Origin of the sequence: Amycolatopsis sp. CA-128772 (assembly GCF_002904295.1) — a bacterium.
In the GTDB taxonomy this organism is placed as follows: Bacteria; Actinomycetota; Actinomycetes; order Mycobacteriales; family Pseudonocardiaceae; genus Amycolatopsis.
In genome coordinates this window covers 43,499-68,858 of the sequence record NZ_PPHG01000066.1, presented here as the reverse complement: position 1 = coordinate 68,858, position 25,360 = coordinate 43,499, and the positions used below count along the sequence as shown (strand labels likewise).

The following is a 25,360-nucleotide window of genomic DNA, read 5'->3' as shown; positions in this document are numbered from 1 at the left end:
GCCGCCTGTCAGCCCCTTTTCGGCCCCACGCTTCCCATTCGGTCTCACGCGGCCGCGCGCAGGGCCGCACCCAGCGCGGCCGAGTCGTGGTCCGGGCCGCAGCCGTCCACGAGGACCAGGTCACCCGGGATGTGGTCGGCGCGCAGCCGCAGGATTTCCCGGTAGGCGGGCGAGTCGTACCACGCGCGCGCCGCGGTGAGGCTCGGGAATTCGATGACGACCAGCGCGCCCGGCCACTCGCCTTCCCGCACCTCCACCTGCGCGCCGTGCACGAGGACCTTGCCGCCGTACGGGTCCAGCGTCGCCTGGATGCGTTCGAGGTACTCGAAGACCTCCTCCGGCAGCTGAGCGGGCGGGCGCAGGTGGGCTACTCCGTAGGCGGTCATGGTGTTCCTTTCGTTGTCCCGAAAGGAATCTTCGCCCGCCGGGGGAACGGTGTCGATTACGTCGGAGGTAACGGCGGCGGCCCGGCCAGCAAGCGGTCCACCAGCGCCGTGACGAGGTCGTGGCGTTGGTCGTCGGTGAACAGGTCCGGCAGGGTCAGGCGTTCCATGATCAGCCAGTTCAGCGCCAGCCACAGCAGGACGACCGTCGTGCCGTCCCCGGGCAGCCCGGACTTTTCGTGGTAGCCGACGTTGAATTCGACGTCCGCCCGGATGCGGCGGGTGAGCACGTCCCGCAGCCCGGGCCGCCGGGTGGCTTCCAGCCGCAGTTCCAGCAGGGCCAGGAACCCGGTCGGGAACGCGGCGACGCGGTCGACGAGCTCGTGCATCAGCTCGGTGACCCGGGCCCGGTCGCGCGGCCCGGCCAGGCCGCCCGCGAGGACCGCGTCGTCGACCAGCCGCTCGTAGACCCGCTCCCCCGCGTGCATGAGGATTTCGTCGCGGCTGGAGAAGTAGTTGGACGCCGTGCCGACCGGAACGCCGGCCTGCTGGTCGACGGCGCGGAAGGTGAGCCCGCGCGCGCCTTCGCCGGCGAGGACTTCGATCGCGGCGTCGAGCAGGGCGGCCCGCCGCTCGGGATTGCGTCGCACCATGACTGCTCCTGCCGTAGGTGAAGGCACTCCGGCCAAAGTACTACATCCGGAGTTGTTCAGGAGCGCGCAGCCGGACTAGACTTTCGCGACCGCTACGAGGGCTTCCGGCAGCGTGAACGCGCCGGCGTAGAGCGCCTTGCCGACGATGGACCCCTCGACGCCGTCGGACGCCAGGCCCGCCAGCGCGACCAGGTCGGCCACGCTCGACACCCCGCCGGAAGCGATCACCGGCGCGTCGGTGCGGGCGACGACGTCCCGCAGGAGCTCGAGGTTCGGGCCGCGCAGGGTGCCGTCCTTGCTGACGTCGGTGACGACGTAGCGGGAGGCGCCGTCGCGGTCGAGCCGCTCGAGGACGTCCCACAGGTCGCCGCCGTCGGAGGTCCAGCCGCGGGCGGAGAGGCGATGGCCGGCCTCGGTGATCCGCACGTCGAGGCCGATCGCGACGCGGTCGCCGTACTCGCCGATCACGCGCGCGGTCCACTCCGGGTCTTCGAGCGCGGCGGTGCCGAGGTTGACGCGCCGGGCCCCGGTGTCGAGGGCGGCCTTGAGGGAGGCGTCGTCGCGGATGCCCCCGGAGAGCTCGACCTGAACGTCGAGCCGGCCGACGACCTCGGCGAGCAGCTCCCGGTTGCTGCCCTTGCCGAAGGCGGCGTCGAGGTCGACCAAGTGGATCCACTCGGCCCCGTCCCGCTGCCACGCGAGCGCGGCTTCGAGCGGGCTGCCATAGGAGGTCTCGGTGCCGGCCTCGCCCTGGACGAGTCGCACGGCCTGGCCATCGGCCACATCAACGGCGGGAAGCAGCGTGAAAGTCACACGCCAACTCTAGGGCGGCGGCCCCGGTCACCCGGTCAGAGGGTCGCCAGCCAGTTGCGCAGCAGCTGCGCCCCGGCGTCGCCGGACTTCTCCGGGTGGAACTGGGTCGCCCACAGGGGGCCGTTCTCCACCGCCGCCACGAAGTCCTCGCCGTGGTGGGCCCACGTCACCTTCGGCTCCTGGCCCGGCAGCCCGTCGAGCTCCCAGCTGCGCGCCGCGTACGAGTGCACGAAGTAGAAGCGCTCCTCCGGGTCGAGGCCGGCGAACAGCTGCGAGTCGGCGGGCGCGCGCACCGTGTTCCAGCCCATGTGCGGCAGGACGTCGGCGTGCAGCCGGTCGACCACGCCCGGCCACTCGCCCGTGCCCTCGGTCTCCTCGCCGTGCTCGACGCCGCGGGAAAAGAGGATCTGCATGCCGACGCAGATGCCGAGCACCGGGCGGCCGCCGGCGAGGCGCTTGCCGATGATCCGGTGCCCGTGCACGTCCAGCAGCCCCGCCATGCAGGCGGAGTACGCGCCGACGCCCGGCACGAGCAGGCCGTCGGCCTCGATCGCGGCATGGGGGTCGGCGGTGACCTCGACTTCGGCTCCGGCGCGCGCCACCGCGCGTTCGGCGGAGCGGAGGTTGCCGGAACCGTAGTCGAGGATCACCACACGAGACACGGCACCCAGCGTAGCCGTCGCACTCAGCGGCGCTCGAACGAATAGACGTCCGTCACCGTGTTGCACGGCGACGGCGGCACGACCTCGACCCGCAGCACGCCGGCGTCGTAGTCGACGCCTTCCGGGGTGAAGGTGCCCGTGCACGTGCTGACCAGCGGAACCTGGCCGATCTCGTGCACCCGTGCGGTGACGTCGCGGCCGGTGAGCGGGCGCGCGAGGTCGATCTGCAGGAGCTGGAGGTTGGTCGGGTACAGGTCGTTGTACGGGTCGCTGGTGGCGCAGATCAGCGTCGTCACCCCGACGAAGTCGCAGCCCTGGGCGCTGCGGACGTGGTGGTCGAGGTGGATGCGGGCGGCCACCGGGAGGTCACCCGCCTGCCGCGGCCCGCGCGGGTTGAGGAAGGGCGTCGGGGACACGTAGAGGCGGTCGATCTCGCCGAGCGGCCCCGAGACCAGCCACTGCCCGTCGGGGGTGGCCGCGACCTGGGCGTTCGCGTTCGCGGCCGGCTCGTCGGCCTGCAGCGGGTGGACGAACTCCGTCGTCGTCCCGTCGGGCCGGGTGACCAGGTACATCTTCGTCGCGGGCGCCGGCGTCCGGGTGTCCTGGTAGACGTCGAAGAGGTAGCCGCGCAGCGAGTCCGGGTCGCCGACGTGACCCCAGCCCTCGTCCTTGAGCGGCTGCGGGATGGTGGCGCCGTTGCGGTACACGATCTCGGGGGCGTGACCGGGAAGCCGCAGGGTGGTGAGGCCCTCGCCGCTGATCCGGTTCTCGGCGGCGGTGTGGCCGACCTGCTGCCAGCGTGCGCCGTGCGCGGTGGCGACGCCGGTGGCGGCGAGCAGGGTGGCGGTGGTGAGGGCGAGCAGACTTGCCGTCCGCAGTGCGCGCATGTGCGCTCCTCGGGAGTTGAGGCCTTGGCGGCGGCGAGACGATTCTTCCACGGAGGGGCCGTCGGCCGAAAGAATCTTGAAGAAGGCCGTTTGAACGTCCCGCTCGCCGGGTATCAAGTCACCCGATCGTGTGGGTGGAGCCCGGCACGACCGGACGCCAGGAGGCGAAGATGGCCGAGGACGACTTGCTGTCCCAAATGCTGCACGCCTGGCGTGAAGACATCGAAAGTGTGCCGTTTCCGCAGTTCGGCGAGCTGCTGATCCCGCGCCAGCAGGTCCGGCCGCGGTACCACCCCGGTACGTCTGCTGCGCGCGTGACGAACGCCACGCGGAGTACAGACGCCTGACTGTGGTTTCCTGCGAGGGCCGCATCGACGCGTCCCCCGGGAGCCTTCATGAGCCGCACCCCTGACCCGCACGACTTCTTGGACCTCGACGCCGGGCTCGCCGAGGAGGAACGTGCGATGCGCGACGCGGTGCGCGCCTACGCCAAGGACCACCTGCTCGGCCACGTCGCCGACTGGTACGAAACGGGCGCCCTCCCCGCCGCCGAGCTCGCGAAGGGCTTCGGCTCGCTCGGCCTGCTCGGCATGCACCTGGAGGGTTACGGCTGCGCGGGCACCAGCGCCGTCGCGTACGGCATCGCGTGCCGCGAACTGGAGGCCGTCGACTCGGGCCTGCGCAGCTTCGTGTCGGTGCAGGGGTCGCTGGCGATGTACGCCATCCACAAGTGGGGCAGCGAAGAGCAGCGGCAGGAGTGGCTGCCGCGGATGGCCACCGGCGACGCGCTGGGCTGCTTCGGGCTGACCGAGCCGGACGCGGGCAGCGACCCGGGCTCGATGCGGACGCGCGCGGTGCGCGACGGGTCCGACTGGGTCCTCTCCGGCACGAAGATGTGGATCACCAACGGCACGGTCGCCGACGTCGCGGTGGTCTGGGCGCAGACCGACGACGGGATCCGCGGGTTCGTCGTCCCGACGTCGGCGCCGGGCTTCACCGCGAACGAGGTCAAGCACAAGCTGTCGCTGCGGGCCTCGCTGACGGCCGAACTGGTGCTGGACGGCGTCCGGTTGCCGGCGTCGGCGGTGTTCCCCGAGGTCCGCGGCCTGCGCGGGCCGCTGTCGTGCCTGAACGAAGCCCGCTACGGCATCCTCTTCGGCGTCGTCGGCGCGGCGCGCGCGTGCTACGAAGCCGCGTTGGAGTACACGCTGGCGCGTTCCCAGTTCGGCAAGCCGCTCGCCGGGTTCCAGCTGACCCAGCGCAAGCTCGCCGACCTGGTGGTCGAGGTCAACCGCGCCGGACTGGTGGCGCTGCAGATCGGCCGGCTGAAGGACGCCGGTTCGCTGCACCACAACCACGTCAGCTTCGGCAAGATGGCGAACGTCCGGTCGGCCATCGACGTGGCCCGCACCGCGCGCTCGATGCTCGGCGCGAACGGCATTTCGCTGGAGTACCCGGTGATGCGGCACATGGCGAACCTCGAGACGGTGCTGACCTACGAAGGCACCGAGGAGATGCACGCGCTGTCACTCGGACAGGCGGTCACCGGGCTCGCGGCGTTCCGCTGATCGTTTTTTGTCGGTGGTGGCCGCTAGCTTCGGCGGCATGACCACTTCCGACTTCGAGACGGTCCTGGAGCTGCGGCGCTACACGCTGCACCCGGGCCGTCGTGACGAGCTGATCGAGTTGTTCGAGCGCGAGTTCATCGAGCCCCAGGAGGCCGCCGGGGCGCACCTGTTCGGCTTGTTCCGCGCACCGGCGGCCCCGGACGAGTTCGTGTGGCTGCGCGGCTTCCGCTCGCTGGCGTCCCGCAAGGCGGCGCTGGAAGAGTTCTACTTCGGCCCGGTGTGGAAGGAGCACCGCCCGGCCGCGAACGCCACGATGATCGACTCGGACAACGTGCTGCTGCTGCGCCCGGTCCACCGCGGCCTGGCCGCGCCACCACCGGGCGAAGGCGTGTACGTGACGGTCACCTCTCCCTCGCCACCACCGGATCCGGTGTTCGCGGCGTTCGAAACCGAGCCGGCGGAGAACACGTTCCCGCAGCTGCCGGTCCGCACCGACGGTCCCTTCGCGGTGTGGTTCAGCCGGGCGCCGGTCTCGGACGCTTCGGAGCGGCTGGAGCCGGCTTCGCGATCACTGATCCGGTGAAAGGAGCCCGATGAGCCCTTCGGGGTAGAGGATCCGGCGGCCGTCCCGGAATCCGGCGAGGTCGATCCACCGGGCGGTGGCGGGATCATCGAGGATCTTCATCTCCTCGCGCCGGTAGCGGCCGGCGTCGGCGAACTCGGCTTCGTAGACGAAGGCGATCTCGTGCCCGGGACGGCCCCGCCAGAGGAAGACGTTCTCGAGCACCCCGACCAGCGCGTGCACGGTGATCTCGGCATCGAGCTCCTCGCGGAACTCGCGCACGAGGGCGTCGGTGCTGTGTTCCCCGAATTCGATCCCACCCCCGAGCGGCCGGCAGTAGGTCTCGTCCTTGACGTCGTCGTGCGCTTCGAACACGAGAAGGGAGGTTCCCCGCCGGATGACGGCGAGAACGATCGGCCGGATCGAGGGCATGGGGCCACGCTAATGGGTTCCGGGCTCCGCCAGGAACTCCCGGATGGACATTGCCAGCGACCCGGCGTCCAGCCCGTGCGCCAGGTCGTGGTCCGCGATCTCGCCGTACGAGCGGATCTCGACGTCACGGCGGACCCCGAGCGCCTTCAGCCGGTGCGGCACGTCGGAAAGGGCCTCCGCCACGCAGTGCGCCGACGTCCCGGCGAGGTACGGCTCCACCAGCACCACGTCGGCGGCGGCGGACACCGCCGACCGCAGGCCGGCGCCGTCGAACGGGCGGATCGTCGATGCGTACAGCACCGTCACGTCCAGGCCCGCCGTTGCGCGCAGGACCCGGTCCAGCACCGGTCCGACCGCCACCACGACGCCCCGCGAGCCCTCCCGCAGCCTGGTGAAACCCACGCCCAGGTGCGCGGAAGCGTTTTCCTGCGCCGAAAGCCGCAGGTACACGCGGCCGTCGCCGGGGATCGACTCCAGCAGGAGGCGGCGGGCCTCCGCCGGGTGGCCCGGGACGTGGATCGTCCAGCCGGGGAGGGAGTCGATCAGGGCCACGTCCGCCGGAGACTGGTGCGTGCGGCCCGCTGCCGGCATGTCGTACGACGCTCCCCACGACACGAGGACCCCGCCCACCTCCTGGTGCGAAAATCGAGCTTGATCTGCTCGAAAGCGCGTTCCACCAGGAACGACGGGAACGTGTGCACGATCGGCCGCAGGCCAGCCAGGGCCAGGCCCGCGCCCGTGCTGACCAGGAGCTGCTCGCGGATGCCGACGTTGATCACGCGGTCCGGGTGGCGCCGTGCGGCGCCGGCGAGCTGCGCGGCCGAGATGTCGGCCAGGACGACCGCCACGTCCGGGTCCGCGTCGATGATCCGTTCGGTGGTGGCGAGGAACTCTTCGCGCATCGGCAGCATGTTCAGCCCTTCGGTTCGACGACGGCGACCACGGCGAGCGGCCGGCCGGGGTGGGCGGTGGTGAAGGCGTCGTAGAGCGCGTCGTGGTCGCGGCCGGAAACCGTGCGGGTTTCCCAGCCCTCGACGGCGAAGCGGCGCGCGATCCCGCCCGGCCAGCCGCGCGTCGACGACTGGTTGTCGACCACCACCGTGGTCAGGTTTTCGAGGCCGGCCCGTGCCGCGACGACGATCGCCTCGTGGTTCGAGCCCTCGTCCAGCTCGGCGTCGCCGACCAGCGTCACGACCTTGGCCCGCGTCAGGCCGCGAGCCCGCAGGCCGAGGGCGGTGCCGAAGGCGATCGGCAGGCCGTGGCCGAGCGAGCCGCTGGAGATCTCGACGCCGGGGATGCGGCGCCGGTCGGGGTGGTAGCCGAGCCGCGACACCGGGTCGGACCACGTCGGCAGCTCCGCTTCGGCGATGAAGCCCTTCGCCGTGAGCACGGCGTAGTACGCCATCGGGCCGTGCCCCTTGGAGAGGAGGAACCGGTCGCGGCCGGGCTCGCGGAAGTTTTCGGGTGAGACGTCGAGCACGCGGTCGTAGAGCACCCACAGGACGTCCAAAGTGGACTCCGCGGCGGCGCTGTGCTTTTCGTCGCCGGTCATCAGCGCGATCAGCCGCGGCAGGTCGGCGTAGCCGGGTTCGGTCACAGTGGTCATGACCCGACGATGCAACCTCGACTAAACTCGAAGTCAAGGATAGCCTGACCTGGTGACCAGGCTCGCTGAACATCTCAGCATCGGACAGGTGGCGGAACGCAGCGGGGTTCCGCACACGGCTCTGCGGTTCTACGAGGAAAAGGGGCTCATCGGTTCGGAGCGGTCGGCGGGCAACCAGCGCCGCTACGCCCGCTCGGTGCTGCGCCGGATCGCGTTCATCCGCGCCGCGCAACGCGTCGGGCTTTCGCTCGAGGACATCAGCGCGGCCCTGGCGACGCTGCCGGTGGACCACGCCCCGACGAAGGCCGACTGGGCGCGCGTGTCCCGCGACTGGCAGCAGGAGCTCGACGCCCGGATCGACGCCCTGCAACGGCTTCGCGACCGCCTCACCGGCTGCGTCGGCTGCGGCTGCCTGTCCCTGCGCAGCTGCGCGTTGTACAACAACGACGACGAGCTGGCCCGGTTCGGTCCGGGGGCGAGCAAACTGCGCCCCGCGGTCGAAGGCGGCATCTAAACCGCTTGCGCGCGGCGGGATGCTGGGAAGGCAATGAACGAAAAAGAACTGGTCCGCATCTCGAAGCGGCTGGCGCGCCACCTGCGCCACGACCCCGCCGCCCTCGGCCTCACCCTCTCGCCCGACGGCTGGGCCCCCGTCGACACGCTCGTGCGCGCGCTCTCGATCACCCGCGCGCAACTCGACGAAGTGGTCGAGAAGAACAACAAGCGCCGCTTCGCCTTCGACGAAACGGGAACGCGCATCCGCGCGAGCCAGGGCCACAGCGTGGAAATCGACCTCGGCCTGCCGGACGCGACACCGCCGGAGGTGCTCTACCACGGCACGGTGGCCAAGTTCCTGGACGCGATCTTCCACGAGGGCCTGCGCCCGATGAACCGCCACGCGGTCCACCTGTCGGCCACCCCGGACACGGCCCGGACGGTCGGCGCCCGCCGCGGCAAGCCGGTGATCCTCCGGGTCGACGCGGCCGCGATGCTCGCGTCAGGACACACGTTCCAGGTGAGCGCCAACGGAGTCTGGCTGACGGCTTCAGTCCCCCGCACTACCTCCGCCGCCTCGCCTGACCCCGCGATGCCCCGCCTACCACGGAAGTCGCCCCTCCAGTCACGCGAGATGCCCCTCCAGCCACGCGAGATACCCGCCTGAGCACGCGAGTGTCCCGGATCGTCAGAGAGTCGGCACCGGAGTTCGGCGGCGAGGACGGCCCAAGAGGCGGCGGCCCACGTCCAGCAGCTCCGCGCGCAGCTCTTCGTCGCCCAGGGCGGCCAGGTCCGGGGAGCCGCCGGCCATGGCGATGCCGGTCAGCGTCACCAGGGCGTTGACGCGGGCCGTCGTGTCCGGGTCGGGTCCCGACAGGATGCCGAGCAACACCCGGCCGAAGCCCTCCATGCCGCCGTGGGCCGACTTCTCGATCGCGCGGGCGATCCCCGGGTCGCTCGAGAACAGCGCCACCAGCGCCCGGTGCCGGATCACCAGGTCGACGAACCCCTCCAGCAGCAGGTCCACCTGCGCGCCCCGGCGCTTCTGCGCCGCCGCGCGGCGGACCAGGTCGTCCAGGTCGCGCACGCCCGGCTCGGCGACCGCCTCGGTGATCTCCGCCTTCGTCTTGAAGTGGTAGTAGACGGCCGCCTTCGTGATGCCCAGCGCGTCCGCGATCATCTGCAGCGACGTGCCCTCGACCCCGTGTTCGGTGAACAGGCGCAGTGCGGTCTGCAGCAGTCGGGTCCGGGTGTCCTCGGCCGGGCCGGCGGTCATTCTTCCTCCTCAGCAGCCGTCGGAGCCTACGTCACGCCTTGTCGATCGGCAAACCGCCTTACTAGCCGGTCGGCTAGGACTAAACCTGCTGTTCGGCAAGTCACATACTTGCCGATCGGCTTGGAGTCACCCTTGCCGATCGGCTAGCTTGGAAAAGACCCTGTGGAGTGAACTGACCCCGTTCGGGCGAAACGGAGCTGACTCGTGGCGACCTTCCTGTACCGGCTGGGCCGGTTCTCCTTCCGGCGGAAAGCGCTGGTCGCGGCCGTTTGGGCGGCCGTCCTCGTGGCGCTCGGCCTGGGCGCGCTGACGCTGTCGGGCCAGCTGTCGAACTCGGTGACGATCCCCGGCACCGAGTCGCAGCGGGCGATCGACCAGCTCACGGAGAAGTTTCCGCAGGCCAACGCGGGTGGCGCCACCGCACGCGTGGTCATCGAGGCGCCGGCCGGGACCACGGTGACCGACGCGAAGGGCAAGGCCGCCGTCGAAGCCCTCGTCGGCCAGCTGAAGACGGCACCGAAGGTCGTCGCCGTCGTCGACCCGTTCCAGGCGCGGTCCATCTCCCCCGACCAGCGCGTCGCGCTCGCTCAGGTCAGTTACGGAGCGAAGGCGTACGAACTCACCGACGGCGACCGCCAGGCGCTGCTCGACACGGCGAACGCCGGCCGCGCCGCCGGGTTCACCGTCGAGTTCGGCGGCGACGCCGTGCAGGGCGTGCCCGCGACCGGCGCCACCGAAGGCCTGGGTGTCGCGGTGGCCGCCGTCGTGCTGATCATCACCTTCGGCTCGCTGCTCGCGGCCGGGATCCCGCTGCTCACCGCGCTGATCGGAGTCGGCACCGGGATGGCGGGCATCTTCCTCGCCTCCGGGTTCCTCGAGCTGAACTCGAACACGCCGATCCTGGCGCTGATGATCGGCCTCGCCGTCGGCATCGACTACGCGCTGTTCATCGTGTCGCGCTACCGCCACGAGCTGAGCATCGGCCGCGACCCCGAGGAAGCCGCCGGCCGCGCCACGGGCACCGCCGGGTCCGCCGTCGTGTTCGCCGGGCTCACCGTGATCATCGCGCTGGCCGGCCTGACCGTGGTCGGCATCCCGTTCCTCGGCCAGATGGGGGTCGCCGCGGCCGTCACCGTCGCGATCGCCGTGCTGATCGCCCTGACGCTGCTGCCCGCGATCCTCGGGTTCGCCGGCGCACGGGTCGCCGGCGGCCGCATCCGGCTGCGCCGCAAGCCGATCGAAACGACGCACGGCGAGCGCTGGGCGCGGTTCGTCGCCCGCCACCGGATCCCGGTGCTGCTCGTCGCGCTGGCCGGCATGGCCGTCGTCGCGCTCCCCGCGCTGAGCATGCAGCTCGGCCTGCCCAACGACAGCACCGCGGCGCCCGAGTCGACGCAGAAGAAGGCGTACGACATCGCCAGCCGCAGCTTCGGCGAGGGCTCCAACGGGCCGCTGCTGGTGGTCGTCGACGTCTCCGCGAGCGCCAACCGCCAGGCCGCGCTCGGCCAGGCCGCGGCCGCGATCCAGAAGCTGCCGGACGTCGCCGCCGTCACCCCGCCGCGCGTCAACCAGACCGGTGACACGGCGTTGCTGACGGTGATCCCGAAGAGCGGTCCGAGCAGCACGCAGACCGAGGACCTGGTGTCCGCGATCCGGACGGAATCCGGCTCGCTGGACGCGAAGCTGTCGGTCACCGGGCAGACGGCGGCGAACATCGACGTCTCCGAGAAGCTGTCGGACGCGATGCTGCCGTACCTGGCGCTGATCGTCGGGCTGGCGTTCGTGCTGCTGATGCTGGTGTTCCGCTCGGTGGTGGTGCCGCTGAAGGCCACGATCGGCTTCCTCGGCTCGGTCGCGGCGACCTTCGGCGCAGTGGTCGCGGTGTTCCAGTGGGGCTGGCTCACGGACCTGCTCGGCGTCGCCTCGACCGGCCCGATCATGAGCATGCTGCCGATCCTGCTGATCGGCGTGCTGTTCGGGCTGGCGATGGACTACCAGGTGTTCCTGGTGACGCGGATGCGCGAGGAGCACGTCCACGGCGCGGAGCCGCAGGAGGCGATGGTCACGGGCTTCCGCCACGGGGCGCGCGTGGTGGTCGCGGCGGCGCTGATCATGATCAGCGTGTTCGCCGGCTTCATCCTCGCGGAATCGTCGCTGATCCAGTCGATCGGCTTCGCGCTGGCGTTCGGCGTGCTGGTGGACGCGTTCGTGGTCCGGATGACGCTGGTCCCGGCGGTGATGTCCCTGCTCGGCCGCGGCGCGTGGTGGCTGCCGAAGTGGCTCGACCGGGTGCTGCCGGACGTGGACGTGGAGGGCGAGAAGCTGACGAAGCAGCTGGACGACGCCCCCGGCGACGACGGGCGGGAGCTGGTCGGCGCGAGCCGCTGATCGTCCGCGTGTGTGAAGGCCCTCCCGGTGCGCCGAGGGGGCCTTCACCGTTTCAGCTGGAGAACCAGAAGATCGCGCCGCCGATGGCGAGGAGGGCCGCGATCCCCAGCACCACGGCCATGAACTTGGCCGTCTTCCACGTCGAGTAGACGCCGCCCACCAGGAAACCGCCCAGGGCGAGCAGGAGCACGCCGACCACACCACTGTTCACGCCGGTTAGGGTGCCACATGCCCTTGGACCTGATCGTGCTGGGCAGCGCCAGCTCCTACCCGCGGCCGGGGGAACCCTGCTCCGGCTACCTCGTGCGCGGCGGCGGCGCGACCGTCTGGCTGGACGCCGGCCCCGGCACCCTCGCCGCGCTGCAGCAGCACACGGCGCTCACCGACGTCGACGCCATCTGGATCTCGCACCTGCACGCCGACCACGTCGCCGATCTGCTGCCCGGCCACTTCGCCGAAGCCGGCGGGCTGACCCTGGCCACCACCGCGGCCGAGCACGGCTTCCCGGCGTTCGGCGTCCGCGTCACCGACGGCGACCGCGTACTCGCCTACTCCGGCGACACCGGCCCGTACGCGGCGCTCACCGAACTGGCCGCCGGCGCGGACCTCTTCCTGTGCGAGGCCGACGTGCCGGCACCGTCGCCGGTGCACCTGACGCCGGAGGACGCAGCCCGCGCAGGTCACGCTGCGGGGAAGCTCGTGCTGACCCACCTCGGCCCGTTCCTCGACCCGGCCCAAGCTGCCGACCGCGCCGGAACCGACGCAGTCGCCAAGCCGGGAACCGTGTCCGAGGTCTAGAGCACGCCCTTCGTCGACGGGATGCCGCCCGCCCTCGGGTCCGGCTCCGTCGCCGTGCGCAGGGCGCGGGCCACCGCCTTGTACTCCGCCTCCGCGATGTGGTGCGGGTCGCGGCCGTGGATCACCCGGACGTGCAGGGCGATCTGCGCGTGGAACGCCAGCGAGTCGAACACGTGCCGGGTCAGCACGAACGGGTAGTTGCCGCCGATCGTGAACGTGGTGAACTGCTCCGGCTCGCCCACGTGCACGCAGTACGGCCGGCCCGAGACGTCGATCGCCGCGTGGGCCAGGGTTTCGTCCATCGGGATCCAGGCGTCGCCGAACCGGCGGATCCCGCTCTTGTCGCCCAGGGCCTGGCGGATCGCCTGCCCCAGCACGATCGCCGTGTCCTCCACCGTGTGGTGGGCGTCGATGTGGACGTCGCCGGTGGCCTCGACCTTCAGGTCCAGCGAGCCGTGGACGCCGAACGCCGTCAGCATGTGGTCGTAGAACGGGACGCCGGTCGAGATGTCGACCTCGCCCGTTCCGTCGAGGTCCAGCTGCACGAAGATCGAGGACTCCTTGGTGGTCCGTTCGACCTTGCCGATGCGGGTCATCGCGAGACTTCCTTAACCGCGTTGGGGGGTCCAGGGGGGCTTGCCCCCCGGCTGGGGTCTGGGGCTTGGCCCCAGGGGACAGAAGCCTCGAGGAAGGCGTCGTTCTCTTCCGGGGTGCCGATGCTCACGCGCAGGTGACCGGGGATGCCCGGGTCGCGGATCAGCACCCCGCGGTCCAAATAGGACTGCCAAGCGGCCGACGGCGTCGCGAACCGTCCGAAGAGGACGAAGTTGGAGTCGCTCGGGACCGGGTCGTACCCCAACCCCGCCAGCGCTTCCACGACCCGGTCGCGTTCCGCGGCCAGCTTGTGCACGCTGTCCAACGTGGCGTCCGCGTGGCGCAGGGCCGCCCGTGCCGCCGCCTGCGTCAGCCGCGACAGGTGGTACGGCAGGCGCACCAGCTGCAGCGCGTCGACCACCGCCGGCGCCGCCGCCAGGTAGCCGAGCCGGCCACCGGCGAAGGCGAACGCCTTGCTCATCGTGCGCGAGACGATCAGCCGCGACGGGTAGTCCGCCAGCAGCTCGACCGCGCTCGGCTGCGACGAGAACTCCGCGTACGCCTCGTCGACCACGACGATTCCGGTGGCCGCGTCGAGCAGCACCCGCAGCTCGGACAGCGGGATCGAACCACCCGTCGGGTTGTTCGGGCTCGTCACGAACACGACGTCCGGACGCCGTTCCGCGATGACCGCGGCCGCCGCGGCCGTGTCCAGGGTGAAGTCGGCGCGGCGCGGCGCCGGGATCCACTCGGTGCGGGTGCCGGAGGCGATGATCGGGTGCATCGAGTACGACGGCTCGAAGCCGAGCGCGCGGCGCCCGGGCCCGCCGAACGCCTGCAGGATCTGCTGCAGCACCTCGTTGGACCCGTTCGCCGCCCAGACGTTCGCCTCCGACAGCACCACCCGCGTCGACACGCTCAGGTAGTCCGCCAGGTCCTGGCGCAGCGCCACCGCGTCCCGGTCCGGGTAGCGGTGCAGCTCGGCGGCCTCGAGACGAACCGCCTCCGCCACGTCCGCGACGAGCTCGGGCGGCGGCGGGTACGGGTTCTCGTTCGTGTTGAGCCGGATCGGGACGTCCAGCTGCGGCGCACCGTACGGCGATTTGCCGCGCAGGTCTTCGCGCAGCGGCAGCTGGTCCAGGGTGACCTCTTCGCCGATCGTCATCGGATCGCACCTCCGAAGCGCGCGGTGACGGCCTCGCCGTGCGCGGGCAGGTCCTCGGCGTCGGCCAGCGCGACGACCCGGCCGGCGACCTCGCGCAGCGCGTCCTCGGTGTAGTCCACGACGTGGATGCCCTTGAGGAAGCTCTGCACGGACAGGCCCGAGGAGTGGCGGGCGAACCCGCCGGTGGGCAGCACGTGGTTGGACCCGGCGCAGTAGTCGCCGAGCGACACCGGGGCGTACGCGCCGACGAAGATCGCGCCCGCGTTGCGGATCCGGGCGGCGACCGCGCGCGCGTCCGCCGTCTGGATCTCCAGGTGCTCGGCCGCGTAGGCGTCGACGACCCGGACGCCGTCGTCCACTGTGGACACCAGAATGACGCCGGACTGCTTACCGCCCAGCGCTTCGGCAACCCGCGAAGCGTGCTTCGTCGCCGCGACGCGGTTCAGCAGTTCGTGGTCGACGGCGTCGGCCAGCTCCGCCGACGTCGTCACCAGGACGCTCGCCGCCAGTGGGTCGTGCTCGGCCTGGCTGATCAGGTCCGCGGCGACGTGCACCGGGTCGGCCGTCTCGTCGGCGAGGATGGCGATCTCGGTCGGCCCGGCCTCGGCGTCGATGCCGATCAGGCCGCGCAGGAGCCGCTTGGCCGCGGTGAGGTAGATGTTGCCGGGGCCGGTGACGACGTCGACCGGGGTCAGCTCGGCGCCGTCGGTGTCCGTGCCGCCGTACGCCAGCAGCGCGACGGCCTGCGCGCCGCCGGCCGCCCACACCTCGTCGACGCCGAGCAGCTCGGCCGCGGCGAGGATGGTCGGGTGCGGCAGCCCGCCGAACGCGGCCTGCGGCGGCGAGCAGACGACCAGTGAGCCGACGCCGGCGATCTGCGCCGGGACGACGTTCATCACCACCGTCGAGGGGTACACGGCCAGCCCTCCCGGCGCGTACAGCCCGACGCGCTCGACCGGCACCCACTTCTCGGTGACCGTGCCGCCCTCGACGACGGTGGTCGTGACGTCGGTGCGGACCTGCTCGGCGTGCACCTTCCGGGCGCGGGTGATCGACTCCTCGAGCGCGGCGCGGACGGCCGGGTCCAGCTCCCGCAGGGCCTGCGTCAGCTCGGGGCGCGGCACGCGCACGGCAGCCGGGCGGACCTTGTCGAACTTCTCGGTGTACTCGAGGACGGCTTCGACACCGCGGTCGCGGACCGCCTCGACCACCGGGCGCACGTGATGCAGCGCCGCGTCCACGTCGTATTCGGCGCGAGGGAGCGTGGCGCGCAGTTCGGCGGCGGTCGGGACCTGCCCGCGCAGGTCGGTGCGGTTCAACATGCCCTCAAGGGTACGAGGTCACACTGGGACGCCCGTCGGCGATACTCCCCGGTGACGGCCGATCCCAGCATGCAGGAGGCAGCGGTGGCGCGAATCGCGTTGTGCCAGGTCAACTCGGGTGACGATCCGGAGGCGAACCTGAAGCTGATTCGCTCCGGCGTCGAGGCGGCGGCCGCCGACGGCGCGCGGATCGTCGTGTTCCCCGAGGCGGCCATGGCGCGGTTCGGCCGGCCGCTGGACGCGATCGCGGAGCCCCTCGACGGCCCGTGGGCCTCGGCGGTGGCTTCGGTGGCCGCCGAGCACGACGTGGTCGTCGTCGCCGGGATGTTCACCCCGGCGGAGGACGGACGGGTCCGCAACACGCTGCTGATCACCGGCGGCGGGCACCACCGCGGCTACGACAAGATCCACCTCTACGACGCGTTCGGGTTCGCCGAGTCCGCCACGGTGGCGCCCGGCACCACGGCGACGACGTTCGAGCTGGACGGCGTCGTCTACGGCGTCGCGACCTGCTACGACGTGCGCTTCCCGGAACTGTTCCGCGCGCTCGCCGACGACGGCGCCGACGTCGTCCTGCTGCCGGCGTCGTGGGGCGCGGGCGAGGGCAAGCGCGACCAGTGGGAGGTCCTGGTGCGCGCGCGGGCGCTGGATTCGGGCTGCTGGGTGCTGGGCTGCGGCCAGGCCGACCCCGCGGCGACGGGCGTCACGGTCAACCCGAAGGCGCCGACCGGGATCGGGTACTCGCTGGTCGCGGACGGCTTCGGCCGGGTGGTCGCCGCCGCGGGCGCGGGCGCGGAGACGCTGCTGGTGGACGTGGACCCGGCGGTGTCGGCCCAGGCCCGCGCCGCCACGGGAGCCCTGGCCAACCGCCGCCTCTAGCGTCGGGTCCGGGCTAGCGGAGCAGGCCCTCGCGGATGGCGACGCGGACGAAGCCCGCGCGTCGCCGTTCGCCGGTCTTGTCGCGGATGCGGTCCAGGTACGAGCGGACCGTGCGGACGCTGATGTTGAGGATCTCCGCCACGTCGACGTCCCGCTCCCCCGCCGCCACCAGGCGCAGGACCTGCTTTTCCCGCTCCGACAACACGATCTTCGGGCCCGCGTGCCGCTCCTCGCTGTCCTGGATGATCATCCCGGCCAGCGTCGGCGACACGTACGCGTTGTCGTCGGCGATCGTGCGGATCGCGCGCAGCAGCTCGTCGCCGTCGACGTCCTTGGACAGGAAGCCCTTCGCGCCCGCCTGCATCGCGCCGAGCACCTCCGGCTGTTCCGCGTGCGCGGACACCACCAGCACCTTGTGCCCCATCTGCCCCACCTCCAGGACCGCGGCCGCGTCCTGGACACCGCGCAGCTTGAGGTCGAGGACGACGACGCTGCCCGCCGGCTGGTCCTGGACCGCGAACCGGGCCACCGAGTCGGCGACCGCGCCGAGCTCGATGTCCGGTGCCTCGGTGAGCACGCGGGTCAGCGCGTACCGGTAGAGCGGGTGGTCCTCGATCACGCCCACGGAGATGCGCCGCGCCGACTCGCTCATTTGCGGCCGCCGCGCCGGGGGCCCGCGCCGCCGATCAGGCCGCGGCGGATGGCCTCCTTGACCAGCCCCGGCCGCCGCCGTTCACCGGTCTTGTCGCGGATCCGGTCGAGGTAGCCGCGGACCGTCCGGACGCCGATGCCGAGGATCAGCGCGATGTCGACGTCCCGCTCCCCCGCCGCCACCAGCCGCAGCACCTGCTCCTCACGCGGCGACAGCTCGGCTTCGGCCGACACCGCGGGCCGGTCGGCGTTGTCCTTCATGATCATCCCGGCGACCACGGCCGAGACGTACGCGCCGCCGCCGGCGACCGTCTTGATCGCGATCAGCAGCTCGTCGGCGTCGACGTCCTTCGACAGGAACCCGCGCGCCCCCGCCGCGATCGCGCCGAGCACCACCTCCGGCTCGGCCTGTGCGGAGACCACGAGCACGTGGTGCCCGAGCTCGCACACCTCCAGCACGGCCGCCGCCCCCGCGACCCCGGGCAGTCCCAGGTCGAGCAGGACCACGCTGCCCGGCGGCTGCCGGTGCACGTGGAACCGGGCGACCGAGTCGACGACCGCCCCGAGCTCGACGAAGTCGGCCTCGGCCAGCACACGTTCCACGGAGACGCGGTACAGCGGGTGGTCTTCGATGACCGCGACCCGGACCCGCCCCTGGTCCAGCTCACCCTCGGTCGGACGCTCTTCTGTCATGTGCACGACTTTCACCCCGTTCCACCCGACGGAGCCGGCCGCCCGGCCGTGGCCGGGTCCAGCGCGGGGCCCGTCGGCACCAATGCCAGCAAACTACCTGCGATCGGCGGCTTGGCGACGCTTCCGTAGCCGAGCGAGGCCAGGGACTGCGCGTTCACCACCGGGTACTTCCGGCCGGTGTCGGTCACCAGGTAGGTCGTGACCGAACCGGCTTCGACGACGACCGCCCCACCCGAAGGGGGGACGTAAACCTCGTCCGCCACCCTTGCTTCGGTCCGGGTGGCGACCTGGATGGCCTTGGCGCCGGCGGGAAGCGGGAATTCGGCCGAAACGAGCAGCCGGCTGCCCTGAACGCACAGCGCCACGGCGTTCCCGGTGATCGGCGCCTTGCCGGGAATGCGGTCGGGGAAGGCGGCCGGATCGGCGCCGCCGGTCCGCGGCGCGGCGACCTTCGCCACGGCGGCGACGTCGGCCGCGCGGACCTGCACCGGCGCGGGCGGGCCCGGGTAGGCGGCGGCGTTGGCCTCCGTCGTCACCAGCAGGCTCGCCTCGGTCTGCCCGACCGGCTCGAGCCCGCCGACGCGGACCAGGTAGTACGACGTGGCGGTGCCGGGCGCGGCCATCGCGTCGACGACGGCGAGGACCTCGCCGACGCGGGTGCCGCGGCCGCCCACCGCCGGTCCCGCATCGCCGGCGCCGGCGACCGGCAGCGCGGTGAGGTCGCGCCCGGCCGGGACGGTGTCGATCCAGCGCGAGGACACCGCGATCGTCGGGTAGCTGTCGAACTGCAGCGCGGTGGCGGCTTCGTCGCTCAGCTTGTAGCGCCGCCCGCCGGCCAGCAGGAACCGGTCGCCCTGCGGCAGCCGGACGATCACGCCCTGGTCCCGCGGCAGTTCGACGCCGGAGGCGGGCGCGGCCAGCAGCACCGCGGTGCGCGGCTCGGCCGACGCGGGCGCGTCCTGGGTGGTCCGGCTGCAGCTCGTCCAGGGAACGCTCACGAGCGCGTTCGACGCCGGCAGCGAGTCGGGCGCGCCGGGGATGCCGATCTGGGTGCCGCGGCCGGCCTTGCCGAGGTTCTCCGGCGACACGGACACGGTCGCGTCGCCGTTGCCGCCGGCCAGCAGCCGCGCGGAGGCGTAGTTGAGCACCGGGTGCAGCACGCCGTCGGCGCCGAGCACGAACCGCGCGCCGGTGCCCTCCTCGACGATCACCTTGCCGCCGGTCAGCCAGTCCTTGCCGCCGGAGGGGTTCAGCAGCCCGATGATGCCGAAGACGGCGGTGACTCCGACGGCGGCCACGATCCCGAGCACCGTGCCCAGCACGAGCCGCCGGCTGGGCGAGACGGGGTGGTTGGCGTCGGCGGCGACGAGGGCGGAGACGAGCCTGCGGCGGAGGAACTGGTACGCCTGGATCTGGTCCCGCTGCGTCCACACGCTGCTGTGCCCCCGGCTGTGTGCGTCAACCCTCCGAGCCGCCGATGCTAGGCACCGGACTCCGGGTGCGGCGAGGGTAATTTTTACGCCCACGCCGCATCTGGGGAGGCAGTAGCGTCGGGGCCCGGGGAAAGGGGAGCCCGTGTCCGTCGATACCGCCGTCCACCTGGCACCGTCCCGGCCCGCGGCCACGCCGCTGCCCTGGCTGCTGCCGATCCGCCCGCTGCAGGCCGCGGTGTGGGAGCTCGCCGCCATCGCCGTCCTGCTCGCCTGGCTGGTCGACGGCGTCGCCCAGCCGGTCCGGCTCGGCGTCAGCGTCGGCGCGGGTCTGGTCGTGCTGCTGACTTCGGTGCGCTTCGCCGGACGGCACCCGGCGGGCTGGGCGCTGACGTGGACCGCGTTCCGCCTGCGCCGCCACGACACCCGCCGCGACAGCCCGGACCCGCTGCTGGCCGTGGCCGGCCCGGTGAAGGTGCGCCAGCACGTCGACCGCGCGGGCAACCGCTTCGGCGTCGCGGAGATCGACGGCGGCTGGAGCGCGCTGATCCGGCTGACGCCGGGACCGGGCGCGCCGGGACCGCTGGTCGACGCCCTGCGTTCGGCGTATGCGCGCGCGGACATCCCGCTGGCGTCGGCCCAGCTGCTGACGTGGGCGATCCCGCGGGGCGAGCAGGTGCTGCGGGTGCGGTGGCTGGCGGTCCGGTACCGGCCGGACCTGGCCCCGATCGCGGCCCTGGCCCGCGGCGGGGGTGAGCTGGGGGCGTTGCGGAGCACGGCGTCGGCTGCGTTGAGCCTGATGGGCGTGCTGGCCGAGGCCGGGTACCAGAGCACGGTGCTGGAGGCCGGGGAGCTGGCGAAGGAGCTTCGGGTGGCGCTGGGCGTCCAGGGGCCCGCATCGGGTGCGCCCGAGGGGTGGAAATCGTGGGTGTGGGGCGATTCCAGGCAGGTGTGCTTCGCGCCGCGATCGCCGCGGGTGCTGGATTTGGCGGTCCCGGGCGCGGCGTTCACGGCGACGTCGTACACGCTGACGCGGACCGCGGGCGGGCGCGAGAAGGCCGAGGTGACGGTCCGGGTGGGGGCGCGGGCGGGTGCCGCGGTGCCGGTGCCGCCCGGGGTGGTTCCGCTGCACGGGCGGCATGGGGCCGGCGTGCGCCGGACCCTGCCGCTCGCGCTGGACGGCTGAGGTCAGCCGATGACGAACGTCCGGATGCTCCGGGCGGGCAGCTGAGCGTTGAACGCTCCGTTCGAGACGGCAATGTCGGTGTACCGCGCGAGGTTCGCACTCGCGCTCGTCAGCCAGGTCTGCGCGGTCGCGGAACCGGTGTCCCGGATCGTGAACGCGAGGTCGGCCGCCGCGGTGTTCTTGTTGATCGCGACGATGACGACCTGGGCGCCGTTCTTGAACGCCGAGATGTAGACGTTCGACTGCGGGTTCGCGGTCGCGGTGATCCGCTGGTGGCCGGGGCGGACCCACTTCGCGAAGTGCGCCATGCAGGCGCCGCGCTTGCTGATCTGGCCGTCCTCGCGCATCGGGCCGTACGAGCGGCGGATGTACCACCACACGTAGGTCTGGAACCGGCCGTCCACCAGCGCGCGGTGCATGTGCTCGCCCACGTCCAGCGCCTGCGGCCAGAGGTCGGCCGAGTCCGTGCTGTTCGGGTAGTAGACCTCGGTCATCCACAGCTCCTTGCCCGCGCCCTTCTGCTGGAACAGCGGGTAGGGCAGGTTCGCGAACGAGGTGCCGTAGAGGTGCGTGCCGATGATGTCCACATTGGCCAGTGCGGTGGCGTCGTCGAGAATCGGGTCGGACATCGCCTTGCGGTACTGGAACGACTCGGGCGCGATGACCCGGGTGGTCAGCGAGCCGGCGTTCTCGCGCAGGAACCTGACGATCTCGGCGGGGGTCCACGCCGTCCACGCCGACGCGTAGTCCGGCTCGTTCTGGACCGAGATCCCGTACAGGTTCACGCCGTTGTTCGCCATGAAGGCGGTGAAGTCGTTCAGGTGCTGGGCGTAGGCGCCGTAGGAGCCGTACTTCAGCCGCTTGCCGCCGGAGAAGCTCTCGGTCATCGACGCGGGCGGGTTCCACGGCGAGGCGATCACCTTGGCCCCGAGCTCACTCGCCCGGCGGGCGGTGGCGACCTCGCGGCTCCAGTTGTTGCGGTCTTCGTGGACGGGGATGCGCAGCACGGTGAACCCCAGCTGGTTCGTGCCGTTGCCGAACGCCGTCTCGCGCTGGGCGGCGGTGAGGTCGCTGATCCAGACGGTGTGGTTCATCCCGCCGAAGCCCAGGATGGTCTGCTGCACGTTCGACGGCTCGACGACGACCGCGGTGGCCGCCGCGGCCGGTGTCGCGACCGCCGCCAGCACCGGCAGGGCGGCGCCCGCCGCCAGCACGGTGCGCCGGCTCAGCAGCGGCGAACCGGCGATTTCGGACTGCTCTGGACGTGGTGACATCGCATCTCCCTGGAGTCGGCTGGCGAACAACCTGGGAGCGCTCCCAAAACAAATCTTGACAGCGCCCGCGCGGCACCGTCAATGAAAGGTTCAGTCGAATACGTCGACGCCGGAAGACGGCTCAGCCGCGGACGGCTTCGTACACCCCCGCGATCATCGCCACCACCGGCACCAGCGACAGCAGCACCACGAACTCCGACACGTCCAGCAGCCGTGACCAGTACGGCGACCGCAGGCCCCGCGCCACTCGCGTCGCGTACACCAGGCAGACCACCGCCGCCAGCACCACCGCGCACCCGGCCGCGAACACCGCCGTGCGGTTGCCCGCGGCCACCAGCCACACCCCCGCGCACACCAGCGCCGGGACGCCGAAGCCGATCAGCACCAGCCGCTGGGCCCGTCCGGCGTACGACCGCGACCGCAGGATCCACGCCAGGCCCAGCAACGCGGCCAGCCCCGCCTCCCACGGGCCGCCCGACGAGAGCACGACCGACGACGCCAGCACGACCAGGCCCAGCGCCACCAGCAAGCCCGTCAGCACCGCCTGGGCCCGGGACGTCCGGCCGATCATCTCCGTTCCCAGCGACGGCTGCTCGTCCGCGCGGAACGCCTCCATGTCGTCCGGCACGCGCGGCAGCGGCAGGCGGGCCAGGCGCAACGCCAGCATCGGCGCCACCGCCGCCAACGCCGTGCACAGCACCGCCACCACGCCGGCGGCCGGCACCGCGGAGACACCGGCCAGCAGGACCACACCGGTCGTCAGCGCACCGAAGCCCGCCGCGCCCGTGATGGCCACGAACCAGGGCAGGCGATCCGCCACCGAGACCGCCGCCAGCACGCCGTACACCGTCACCGCGGCGAAGCCCGCCGCGAGGGGGCCCGCCGACAGCGAGAACAGCGGATGCGGCGGCAGCACCGACATCCCGGCCAGCAACGCCACGCCGACCCCGGCCAGCGAGCCCGCCGCCCCCGCCTCGGCGTCGCCGTAAGCCCGGCTCAGCGCGCCGCCGCCGAGCAGCAGCACCAGCGCCAGTAGCCCGGTCCCGATCGGCGCCAGGACGTTGCCCGACGCCGCCGCCTGCACCAGCAGGCCACCGGCCAGCAGCAGCACCACCGCGGCCACCAGGCCGGACCGGCGGGCCACCGACGGGCCCCAGCCGCCGTCGGAATCGGCGACGCTGGCGATCGAGTCGACGACGTCGTCGAACAGCAGCGGACCCCGCGGGCGCTCCCGCGGGGTCAGGTGCAGCACTTCGCCGTCCCGGATCTGGGCCGCCGCCACGCTCAGACCCAACGCCAGTGGCGCGCCGCCCAGGCGGGAGAGCACCCAGCCCGGGTGCTCGGCGGACGCCTGCCCGGACGCCCCGGCCAGCCGGACCAGCTGGGGCACGAGCTCGGCGAACGTCGACTGCTGCGGCAGGGCGACGTCGACGCGGGCCCTCGGCGTCACCACCGTGACCCGCCGGGTGGTGCCGGTCAGAGAAGCCGTCATCACACGTCTTTCGCGGCCGCGATCACCGGCGCGAACTTGGCGCTCGACGCTTCGGCCAGCTTCTGCAGCCCGGCGTTCACCGCTTCCAGGACGATCTCCGACAGGTTGCGGGCGTCGTACTCGCGGATCGCGCGGGGGTCGATGTCGATCGAGGTGAACCGGCCGTCGCCGCGGAGGGTGACGGTGACCTCGTTCTGCCGCGAGTGCGCCTTGACCTCCATCGCCTCGACCGTGCGCTGGATCCGCTGGACCTCTTCGGTCTGCTTGCGCACCTGCGCGAGCAGCTCGTCCATGTCCGGCACCGCGTACGGATCGGTCACTGTGCTTTCCCTTCGTGCTGGCGGACGTGGACGCTGCCCACGAACCGCTGGAAACCGGGTGAGAGCGCCCGGGCGGTCGCGGGTGCGGCCGTGCAGGCGAGCTCGAGCACCAGGCGCTCCGCCGGCGTGGCGCCGGGGATCGTCAGGTGCACCTGGGTCTGGATCAGCTCGGTGCCTTCGCCGGTGCGCAGGCGCAGCAGCTGCATGACACCGGGGGCGGCCGGCTCGCCGACGTCGCGGCGGCTCAGCACGTCGAGCCCGGCCAGCGTGCGCGAAAGGCGTTCGACGGCTTCGGCGGCGATGGCGTCGACCGACGCGTCGTCGGGCCGCTGCTGCACGCTCACGGTGATGTTCGGGACGAACTCGCCCGGTGGGGCGTCGTGCACGGCGACGAACACCGCGCCCGAGCCGCCCGGGTCGACGGCGGTCCAGCCGTCCGGGATGACGAAGTCGAGGGGAAGGGTCATCACAGCCCCACGTACGAAACGGCGTCGTCCCAGGCGGAACCGACGGCGTCGGCCGCGTCCGTAGCCGCGTGGCCGACGGCGTCGACCGCCGCGCCGCCGTACTCGCCGATCGTGTGGCCGAGCTTCGGCAGGTCGATGTCGATCTTCGCGCCGACGCCGAGGCCGAGCCCCAGCGCCGCGCCCGCCTTGAAGTTCACCTTGAGGTGCCCGGCGTCGTAGACGGCTTGCGCGTCCAGCTGCGCACCGACGCCGTACTGCAGGGTGCCGTTCGCGCCGACGCCGATGCCCGCGACGTCCGCGGCGACCTCGCCCTCGACCTTGCCGCCGACGAAGGCGTTCGCGTGCGCGCCGACGCCGTGCGCGCCGATCGTGCCGGATGCGCTCACTTCGCCGCCGGCGAACACCGTGCCCTTGGCGTGGGCTTCGGCGACGCCCCACTCCTTCTTGAGCTCGGCTTCGCCGTGCAGCGCCGCGAGTTCCGCGTGCCCGGACGCGCCGGCGTCCCAGCCCTTCGACGTGATCTTCCCGTCGTAGCCGGGGGAAAAGCCGTCCTGCTCGTGCTGGAACTTGTAGTAGGTGATCTCGGTGTTGCGGCCGATCTTGTTCTTCAGGCCCTCGGCTTCGGGCTGCCCGAACGGCGTGTCCGCCTTCTTCGGCGCGCGCGTGCCTTCGAGGCCGTCCCAGGTCAGCTTCTTCCAGCCCGAGTTGCCGAACCACGACGGCACGGTCCGCGGCCGCTTCCGGCCGTCGAGCGGTTCGCCGTTGAGCCAGTGCAGCGGGCCGCGCGCCCACTTGCCGAGCTCGTGTTCCAGCCGTCCGACGCCCTCGGGCGGGAACAGTTCGGCGAGCGCGTCGGAGAACTCGTCGACGACCTGGCGGGCCGCGGCGACGCTCTGTTCGCCGAGCTGCCGGGCGGCCTGGATGAAGGCGCCGACCGAAGCCGAGTTCACCGCGCGGGCCTGCGCGGTGAGCTGGGCGGCGTACTGGTCGAACTGCGCGAGCACCGAATCGACGGCTGCTTCCGCGGACTGCACCAGCCGGGCCGCGGTGCCGAGCCGCTTCGCCTGGTCGTCGAGCTTGGTGGCGACCTCGGTGAGGTTCGTGCCGAGCTCGCCCGCCGCGGTCGCGAAGGCGGTGTAGGCGTCGCCGTCCCAGTCCGCGTGCAGCGCCTTCGCGGACTCGCCGATTTCGCGCGCGCGGCCCGAGACCGCGGACGCCCGGCCGGCGACCCGCTGCGAGGCGGCGCTCAGCGCCGCGGGGTCCCCGGTGACGCGCCGCCGGCACTCGACGAGCACCCGCCGGTACCCGGACAGCACCGAGCTGACCACCCCGGACGCGTCGACGACCCCCGAGCCCGCCACGGG

General features: G+C 72.3%; 29 protein-coding genes and 1 pseudogene. 9 read left to right on the top strand and 21 right to left on the bottom strand.

Translation table 11 applies throughout. The features are described 5' to 3' along the window. Window positions 1–44: 44 nt before the first annotated feature. From C2L59_RS22410 to C2L59_RS22390, 5 genes are all read right to left on the bottom strand, one after another. Window positions 45–386: a DUF1330 domain-containing protein gene (locus tag C2L59_RS22410; RefSeq protein WP_103351472.1), complete on the bottom strand. Its 342-nt coding sequence runs from the start codon at window positions 384–386 to the stop codon at window positions 45–47. A gap of 56 nt (window positions 387–442) precedes the next feature. Continuing rightward, window positions 443–1,036: a TetR/AcrR family transcriptional regulator gene (locus tag C2L59_RS22405; RefSeq protein ID WP_103351471.1), complete on the bottom strand. Its 594-nt coding sequence runs from the start codon at window positions 1,034–1,036 to the stop codon at window positions 443–445. A gap of 75 nt (window positions 1,037–1,111) precedes the next feature. Continuing rightward, window positions 1,112–1,849: a bifunctional 1-(5-phosphoribosyl)-5-((5-phosphoribosylamino)methylideneamino)imidazole-4-carboxamide isomerase/phosphoribosylanthranilate isomerase PriA gene (priA, locus tag C2L59_RS22400; protein ID WP_103351470.1), complete on the bottom strand. Its 738-nt coding sequence runs from the start codon at window positions 1,847–1,849 to the stop codon at window positions 1,112–1,114. A gap of 35 nt (window positions 1,850–1,884) precedes the next feature. After that, entirely contained in the window at window positions 1,885–2,502 is a 618-nt protein-coding gene (hisH, locus tag C2L59_RS22395) for an imidazole glycerol phosphate synthase subunit HisH (protein WP_103351469.1), read from the bottom strand. 32 nt (window positions 2,503–2,534) lie between these two features. Continuing rightward, a complete protein-coding gene (locus C2L59_RS22390) occupies window positions 2,535–3,398 on the bottom strand; it encodes a hypothetical protein (RefSeq protein ID WP_103351468.1) in 864 nt (287 codons plus the stop codon). A 170-nt stretch (window positions 3,399–3,568) separates the two neighbouring features. Between C2L59_RS22390 and C2L59_RS48165 the strand changes: the two genes are divergently transcribed. Genes C2L59_RS48165 through C2L59_RS22375 form a run of 3 tightly spaced genes read left to right on the top strand, consistent with a single transcriptional unit; the run spans window position 3,569 to window position 5,549 of the window. Next, window positions 3,569–3,745 (top strand): hypothetical protein, encoded by a 177-nt coding sequence (locus C2L59_RS48165; protein WP_199199196.1) that lies wholly within the window; start codon window positions 3,569–3,571, stop codon window positions 3,743–3,745. A gap of 48 nt (window positions 3,746–3,793) precedes the next feature. After that, window positions 3,794–4,966, top strand: a complete 1,173-nt coding sequence (locus C2L59_RS22380) for an acyl-CoA dehydrogenase family protein (RefSeq protein ID WP_103351466.1) — start codon at window positions 3,794–3,796, stop codon at window positions 4,964–4,966. 37 nt (window positions 4,967–5,003) lie between these two features. Next, complete coding sequence (locus C2L59_RS22375) at window positions 5,004–5,549, top strand: NIPSNAP family protein (protein ID WP_103351465.1); 546 nt, start codon at window positions 5,004–5,006, stop codon at window positions 5,547–5,549. On the opposite strand, the gene C2L59_RS22370 is transcribed toward C2L59_RS22375, so the two are convergent. The 3 genes and pseudogenes from C2L59_RS22370 to C2L59_RS22360 form a co-directional block, all read right to left on the bottom strand. Next, window positions 5,535–5,960 carry an NUDIX hydrolase gene (locus C2L59_RS22370; RefSeq protein ID WP_103351464.1) on the bottom strand — a complete coding sequence of 142 codons (426 nt, stop codon included), beginning with the start codon at window positions 5,958–5,960 and terminating at the stop codon, window positions 5,535–5,537. The two genes, C2L59_RS22375 and C2L59_RS22370, sit on opposite strands and share 15 nt — an antisense overlap. A 9-nt stretch (window positions 5,961–5,969) precedes the next feature. Next, window positions 5,970–6,871 (bottom strand): annotated as a pseudogene (locus C2L59_RS22365) (transketolase family protein). 2 nt (window positions 6,872–6,873) lie between these two features. Continuing rightward, window positions 6,874–7,566, bottom strand: coding sequence for a thiamine pyrophosphate-dependent enzyme (locus tag C2L59_RS22360; RefSeq protein WP_103351463.1), 693 nt, complete (start codon window positions 7,564–7,566; stop codon window positions 6,874–6,876). A gap of 52 nt (window positions 7,567–7,618) precedes the next feature. Between C2L59_RS22360 and soxR the strand changes: the two genes are divergently transcribed. Beyond that, entirely contained in the window at window positions 7,619–8,080 is a 462-nt protein-coding gene (gene soxR, locus C2L59_RS22355; RefSeq protein ID WP_103351462.1) for a redox-sensitive transcriptional activator SoxR, read from the top strand. 33 nt (window positions 8,081–8,113) lie between these two features. After that, window positions 8,114–8,728: an RNA 2'-phosphotransferase gene (locus C2L59_RS22350; protein WP_199199195.1), complete on the top strand. Its 615-nt coding sequence runs from the start codon at window positions 8,114–8,116 to the stop codon at window positions 8,726–8,728. Between the two features lie 21 nt (window positions 8,729–8,749). On the opposite strand, the gene C2L59_RS22345 is transcribed toward C2L59_RS22350, so the two are convergent. Further along, a complete protein-coding gene (locus tag C2L59_RS22345) occupies window positions 8,750–9,337 on the bottom strand; it encodes a TetR/AcrR family transcriptional regulator (RefSeq protein ID WP_103351461.1) in 588 nt (195 codons plus the stop codon). A 204-nt stretch (window positions 9,338–9,541) separates the two neighbouring features. Here C2L59_RS22345 and C2L59_RS22340 point away from each other — a divergent pair, with 204 nt between their 5' ends. Next, window positions 9,542–11,725: an MMPL family transporter gene (locus C2L59_RS22340; RefSeq protein ID WP_103351460.1), complete on the top strand. Its 2,184-nt coding sequence runs from the start codon at window positions 9,542–9,544 to the stop codon at window positions 11,723–11,725. Window positions 11,726–11,777: 52 nt separating this feature from the next. Here C2L59_RS22340 and C2L59_RS48160 read toward each other — a convergent pair whose 3' ends face one another. After that, complete coding sequence (locus C2L59_RS48160) at window positions 11,778–11,936, bottom strand: hypothetical protein (protein ID WP_199199194.1); 159 nt, start codon at window positions 11,934–11,936, stop codon at window positions 11,778–11,780. A gap of 17 nt (window positions 11,937–11,953) precedes the next feature. Between C2L59_RS48160 and C2L59_RS22335 the strand changes: the two genes are divergently transcribed. Next, window positions 11,954–12,523, top strand: a complete 570-nt coding sequence (locus C2L59_RS22335) for an MBL fold metallo-hydrolase (RefSeq protein WP_103351459.1) — start codon at window positions 11,954–11,956, stop codon at window positions 12,521–12,523. Here C2L59_RS22335 and hisB read toward each other — a convergent pair. The 3 genes from hisB to hisD are packed head-to-tail and all read right to left on the bottom strand — an operon-like array spanning window position 12,520 to window position 15,604. After that, complete coding sequence (hisB, locus tag C2L59_RS22330) at window positions 12,520–13,119, bottom strand: imidazoleglycerol-phosphate dehydratase HisB (RefSeq protein WP_103351458.1); 600 nt, start codon at window positions 13,117–13,119, stop codon at window positions 12,520–12,522. The genes C2L59_RS22335 and hisB overlap by 4 nt on opposite strands. Further along, window positions 13,116–14,282, bottom strand: coding sequence for a histidinol-phosphate transaminase (locus tag C2L59_RS22325; protein ID WP_233223634.1), 1,167 nt, complete (start codon window positions 14,280–14,282; stop codon window positions 13,116–13,118). Before C2L59_RS22325 ends, hisB begins: the two co-directional genes overlap by 4 nt. Beyond that, window positions 14,279–15,604, bottom strand: a complete 1,326-nt coding sequence (gene hisD, locus C2L59_RS22320; RefSeq protein ID WP_103351457.1) for a histidinol dehydrogenase — start codon at window positions 15,602–15,604, stop codon at window positions 14,279–14,281. Before hisD ends, C2L59_RS22325 begins: the two co-directional genes overlap by 4 nt. Window positions 15,605–15,688: 84 nt before the next feature. Between hisD and C2L59_RS22315 the strand changes: the two genes are divergently transcribed. Next, window positions 15,689–16,483 (top strand): carbon-nitrogen hydrolase family protein, encoded by a 795-nt coding sequence (locus C2L59_RS22315; protein WP_103351456.1) that lies wholly within the window; start codon window positions 15,689–15,691, stop codon window positions 16,481–16,483. Window positions 16,484–16,496: 13 nt separating this feature from the next. Here C2L59_RS22315 and C2L59_RS22310 read toward each other — a convergent pair whose 3' ends face one another. Genes C2L59_RS22310 through eccB form a run of 3 tightly spaced genes read right to left on the bottom strand, consistent with a single transcriptional unit; the run spans window position 16,497 to window position 19,260 of the window. Beyond that, a complete protein-coding gene (locus C2L59_RS22310) occupies window positions 16,497–17,135 on the bottom strand; it encodes a response regulator transcription factor (protein ID WP_103351455.1) in 639 nt (212 codons plus the stop codon). Next, window positions 17,132–17,827 (bottom strand): response regulator transcription factor, encoded by a 696-nt coding sequence (locus C2L59_RS22305; RefSeq protein WP_199199193.1) that lies wholly within the window; start codon window positions 17,825–17,827, stop codon window positions 17,132–17,134. The genes C2L59_RS22310 and C2L59_RS22305 overlap by 4 nt, the downstream gene beginning before the upstream one ends. 11 nt (window positions 17,828–17,838) lie before the next feature. Next, window positions 17,839–19,260 (bottom strand): type VII secretion protein EccB, encoded by a 1,422-nt coding sequence (gene eccB, locus C2L59_RS22300; protein WP_103351453.1) that lies wholly within the window; start codon window positions 19,258–19,260, stop codon window positions 17,839–17,841. 142 nt (window positions 19,261–19,402) lie between these two features. Here eccB and C2L59_RS22295 point away from each other — a divergent pair, with 142 nt between their 5' ends. Continuing rightward, on the top strand, window positions 19,403–20,443 hold the full coding sequence (locus C2L59_RS22295) for a type VII secretion protein EccE (RefSeq protein WP_103351452.1): 1,041 nt from the start codon (window positions 19,403–19,405) through the stop codon (window positions 20,441–20,443). A 2-nt stretch (window positions 20,444–20,445) separates the two neighbouring features. On the opposite strand, the gene C2L59_RS22290 is transcribed toward C2L59_RS22295, so the two are convergent. The 5 genes from C2L59_RS22290 to C2L59_RS22270 all read right to left on the bottom strand — a co-directional run bounded on the left by C2L59_RS22290 (window position 20,446) and on the right by C2L59_RS22270 (window position 25,357). Next, on the bottom strand, window positions 20,446–21,717 hold the full coding sequence (locus C2L59_RS22290) for a glycoside hydrolase family 30 beta sandwich domain-containing protein (protein WP_103351451.1): 1,272 nt from the start codon (window positions 21,715–21,717) through the stop codon (window positions 20,446–20,448). Window positions 21,718–21,838: 121 nt separating this feature from the next. Beyond that, complete coding sequence (eccD, locus tag C2L59_RS22285; RefSeq protein ID WP_103351450.1) at window positions 21,839–23,209, bottom strand: type VII secretion integral membrane protein EccD; 1,371 nt, start codon at window positions 23,207–23,209, stop codon at window positions 21,839–21,841. Beyond that, the gene (locus tag C2L59_RS22280) at window positions 23,209–23,529 is read right to left on the bottom strand and encodes a YbaB/EbfC family nucleoid-associated protein (protein ID WP_004558471.1); all 321 of its coding nucleotides are present in this window, start codon (window positions 23,527–23,529) and stop codon (window positions 23,209–23,211) included. Before C2L59_RS22280 ends, eccD begins: the two co-directional genes overlap by 1 nt. Then, complete coding sequence (locus tag C2L59_RS22275) at window positions 23,526–23,996, bottom strand: hypothetical protein (RefSeq protein WP_199199192.1); 471 nt, start codon at window positions 23,994–23,996, stop codon at window positions 23,526–23,528. The genes C2L59_RS22280 and C2L59_RS22275 overlap by 4 nt, the downstream gene beginning before the upstream one ends. Next, a complete protein-coding gene (locus C2L59_RS22270; protein WP_103351448.1) occupies window positions 23,996–25,357 on the bottom strand; it encodes a WXG100 family type VII secretion target in 1,362 nt (453 codons plus the stop codon). Before C2L59_RS22270 ends, C2L59_RS22275 begins: the two co-directional genes overlap by 1 nt. Between the last annotated feature and the right edge of the window lie 3 nt (window positions 25,358–25,360).

What these genes read in the sequence shown, in the direction of transcription:
- C2L59_RS22310 (WP_103351455.1), bottom strand. Translation starts at nt 17,135, where the DNA reads ATGAGCGAGTCGGCGCGGCGCATCTCCGTGGGCGTGATCGAGGACCAC.
- C2L59_RS22275 (WP_199199192.1), bottom strand. Translation starts at nt 23,996, where the DNA reads ATGACCCTTCCCCTCGACTTCGTCATCCCGGACGGCTGGACCGCCGTC.
- C2L59_RS22335 (WP_103351459.1), top strand. Translation starts at nt 11,954, where the DNA reads ATGCCCTTGGACCTGATCGTGCTGGGCAGCGCCAGCTCCTACCCGCGG.
- C2L59_RS48165 (WP_199199196.1), top strand. Translation starts at nt 3,569, where the DNA reads ATGGCCGAGGACGACTTGCTGTCCCAAATGCTGCACGCCTGGCGTGAA.
- C2L59_RS22410 (WP_103351472.1), bottom strand. Translation starts at nt 386, where the DNA reads ATGACCGCCTACGGAGTAGCCCACCTGCGCCCGCCCGCTCAGCTGCCG.
- C2L59_RS22360 (WP_103351463.1), bottom strand. Translation starts at nt 7,566, where the DNA reads ATGACCACTGTGACCGAACCCGGCTACGCCGACCTGCCGCGGCTGATC.
- C2L59_RS22375 (WP_103351465.1), top strand. Translation starts at nt 5,004, where the DNA reads ATGACCACTTCCGACTTCGAGACGGTCCTGGAGCTGCGGCGCTACACG.
- eccD (WP_103351450.1), bottom strand. Translation starts at nt 23,209, where the DNA reads ATGACGGCTTCTCTGACCGGCACCACCCGGCGGGTCACGGTGGTGACG.
- C2L59_RS22350 (WP_199199195.1), top strand. Translation starts at nt 8,114, where the DNA reads ATGAACGAAAAAGAACTGGTCCGCATCTCGAAGCGGCTGGCGCGCCAC.
- C2L59_RS22405 (WP_103351471.1), bottom strand. Translation starts at nt 1,036, where the DNA reads ATGGTGCGACGCAATCCCGAGCGGCGGGCCGCCCTGCTCGACGCCGCG.
- C2L59_RS22390 (WP_103351468.1), bottom strand. Translation starts at nt 3,398, where the DNA reads ATGCGCGCACTGCGGACGGCAAGTCTGCTCGCCCTCACCACCGCCACC.
- C2L59_RS22370 (WP_103351464.1), bottom strand. Translation starts at nt 5,960, where the DNA reads ATGCCCTCGATCCGGCCGATCGTTCTCGCCGTCATCCGGCGGGGAACC.
- hisD (WP_103351457.1), bottom strand. Translation starts at nt 15,604, where the DNA reads ATGTTGAACCGCACCGACCTGCGCGGGCAGGTCCCGACCGCCGCCGAA.
- C2L59_RS22305 (WP_199199193.1), bottom strand. Translation starts at nt 17,827, where the DNA reads ATGACAGAAGAGCGTCCGACCGAGGGTGAGCTGGACCAGGGGCGGGTC.
- C2L59_RS22345 (WP_103351461.1), bottom strand. Translation starts at nt 9,337, where the DNA reads ATGACCGCCGGCCCGGCCGAGGACACCCGGACCCGACTGCTGCAGACC.
- C2L59_RS22290 (WP_103351451.1), bottom strand. Translation starts at nt 21,717, where the DNA reads ATGTCACCACGTCCAGAGCAGTCCGAAATCGCCGGTTCGCCGCTGCTG.
- hisB (WP_103351458.1), bottom strand. Translation starts at nt 13,119, where the DNA reads ATGACCCGCATCGGCAAGGTCGAACGGACCACCAAGGAGTCCTCGATC.
- C2L59_RS22380 (WP_103351466.1), top strand. Translation starts at nt 3,794, where the DNA reads ATGAGCCGCACCCCTGACCCGCACGACTTCTTGGACCTCGACGCCGGG.
- C2L59_RS22325 (WP_233223634.1), bottom strand. Translation starts at nt 14,282, where the DNA reads ATGACGATCGGCGAAGAGGTCACCCTGGACCAGCTGCCGCTGCGCGAA.